Raw genomic sequence first — 2401 nt, forward strand, 5'->3', positions numbered from 1 at the left:
CTTCAACTGCGCGATGTGCGCGTGCCAGTCGTCGAAGCGCGCATGCACGGCATGCGCGCGAGCGTAGGCCGTCAGCCGTTCGAGTGCGGCAGCGAGCGGCCCGGCATGATGCCAATCGACCGCCTTGACCTTGCCGATTTCGGCCGGATCGATGTCGATGTGTGCAATGAAGCGCGCGCGTGGCGCGAAGCGCACCGGCACGCCGGCGACGCGATCGTCGAAGCGCGCGCCGAGCGCGATCAGGCAATCGCAATCCTCCACCGCGTAATTGGCATAGGCAGTGCCGTGCATGCCGAGCATGTGCAGCGCCAGCGCATGCGTGGTGTCGAGCGCGCCCAGTCCCATCAAGGTGGTGACCACGGGCACGCGCAACGTATCGACGAATTCGCGCAGTGCGTTGGCTGCCTGCGCCGCAATCACGCCGCCGCCGGCATAGATCAAGGGGCGTCTGGATTGCGCCAGTGCGGCAAAAAACGCGGCGCACGCGGCATCGTCCAGTCGCGCGTTCTGCACCGCGCGCAAACGTGCACGGTAGCCGGGAATCGGCAAGGTGCACGCGCCGTCGAATTCGAGCTTGGCGTTCTGCATGTCTTTGGGTATGTCGATCACCACCGGGCCGGGGCGGCCACTGCGCGCGATCTCGAATGCGCTGCGCAAGGTCGCTTCCAGTTGTGCGGGCTCGGTGACCAGAAACACATGCTTGGCGCAGGCGCCCATGATGTTGCTCACCGGCGCTTCCTGGAACGCATCGCTGCCCAGCGCATGCGTCGGCACCTGGCCGCAGATCACGACGAGCGGGATCGAGTCGGCCATCGCATCGCGCACCGGGGTGACGGTGTTGGTCGCGCCCGGACCGGAAGTGACGATGACCACGCCCACCTTGCCCGAAGCGCGCGCGTAACCGGACGCCATGAAGCCGGCGCCTTGCTCGTTCGCTGGCACGATCAGTGGCAGGGATTCGTGATCGGGTTCGCGCCGATGCGTGGCGTTGTAGCGAAACACCGCGTCGTACACCGGCAGGATCGCGCCGCCGGAGTAGCCGAACAGCACGTCCACGCCTTCGTCGGCAAGCACACGCACGACGATGTCGGCGCCGCTCATCTTTTGCCCGGCGAGCGGATGCGCGGCGGGGGTGGAAAGCGTGGTCGCAGCTTGCATCATGATCGGGCGCTGCATCAGTTGCGGATCAGGTCGGCTTCCGTGGGCAACGGATGTACCGGCACGCCGAACTGCATGATCACCTGCAAGTCCTGTTCGAGCGCGGAGAAACGCTCCCACGAAATGCCGTTGCAATCCGTGCTCGATGTGAAGCCTTGTGCGGCGTCGTCCTCAATGCCCAGGTTGCACAGTTGGCCGCGACGCTCGGGTTGCAGCTTGATCGAAAAGTTGAGCAACTCGGTGCGCCACATGGCGTACTTGCCGGCGACCACGGCCTGCGGTAGTTGGCCAAGGCGCGCGCTGTAGTCATCGATGGAAGCGTCCAGATCGGCGACGGCGACAGAAATATGAAAACGTTTCATGCGAAACCTCGTTGTGTCGTGATGGGCAATGCGTTCTTCAGCCGACCTTGCGCAGCGGTTCCACCGCCTTGGGCGCATCCGGCTGCAACCACGGCATGCGCGCGCGCAGCGCGGCGCCGACCTGTTCGATCGGATGATCCAGATCGGCTTGTCGGTGGCGTTGGTAATTGGGCAGGCCGGCGGCGTATTCTGCAGTCCAGTTCTTGGCGAAGGTGCCGTTCTGGATTTCGCTCAGCACCTGCTTCATGCGCGCCTTCACGCCCGCATCGACCACACGTGGACCGCTGACGAAATCGCCGTATTGCGCGGTCTCGGAAACGAATTGCAGCATCTTCGTCAGGCCGCCTTCGTAGAACAGATCCACGATCAATTTCAGCTCGTGCATCACCTCGTAGTAGGCGATCTCCGGTTGGTAGCCGGCTTCGGTCAGCGTCTCGAAACCCTTCGTCACCAGCTCGCTCACGCCGCCGCACAGCACGGCTTGTTCGCCGAACAGATCGGTTTCTGTTTCTTCCTTGAAGTCGGTCTTGATCAGCATCGCGCGCGCGCCGCCGATGCCGTCGGCATAGGCCCTGGCGCGCTCGGATGCATGACCGCTCGCGTCTTGCGCCACGGCATAAAGGCACGGTACGCCGCGACCGCGTTCGTACTCGCTGCGCACCAGCGCGCCGGGACCTTTCGGCGCGACCATCACCACGTCGATGTTGGCGCGCGGCTTGATCTGGCCGAAGTGGATGTTGAAGCCGTGTGCGAACAGCAAGGCGGCGCCCGGTTTCAGATTCGGCTCGATCGCATCGGTGTACAGCTTCGGTTGCGCCATGTCGGGGGTGAGCACGGCGACGAGGTCCGCTTGCTTGACTGCCTCGGTCGGCTCGGCCACC

The 2401-nt window shown here is 64.4% G+C and carries 3 protein-coding genes; all 3 read right to left on the reverse strand.

The features are described 5' to 3' along the window. A partial coding sequence (locus KF759_RS14135; protein WP_291226487.1) for a thiamine pyrophosphate-binding protein occupies nt 1-1161 on the reverse strand: 1161 nt, incomplete at its 3' end. A gap of 14 nt (nt 1162-1175) precedes the next feature. Beyond that, nucleotides 1176-1520, reverse strand: coding sequence for a hypothetical protein (locus tag KF759_RS14140; RefSeq protein ID WP_291226488.1), 345 nt, complete (start codon nt 1518-1520; stop codon nt 1176-1178). A 37-nt stretch (nt 1521-1557) separates the two neighbouring features. Continuing rightward, nucleotides 1558-2401, reverse strand: an 844-nt coding sequence (gene ilvC, locus KF759_RS14145; RefSeq protein ID WP_291226489.1) for a ketol-acid reductoisomerase, incomplete at its 5' end; no start/stop codon positions are given.

Origin of the sequence: Dokdonella sp. (assembly GCF_019634815.1) — a bacterium.
In the GTDB taxonomy this organism is placed as follows: Bacteria; Pseudomonadota; Gammaproteobacteria; order Xanthomonadales; family Rhodanobacteraceae; genus Dokdonella_A.

Coding starts and splice junctions, on each gene's coding strand:
- KF759_RS14140 (WP_291226488.1), bottom strand. CDS start 1,520: ATGAAACGTTTTCATATTTCTGTCGCCGTCGCCGATCTGGACGCTTCC.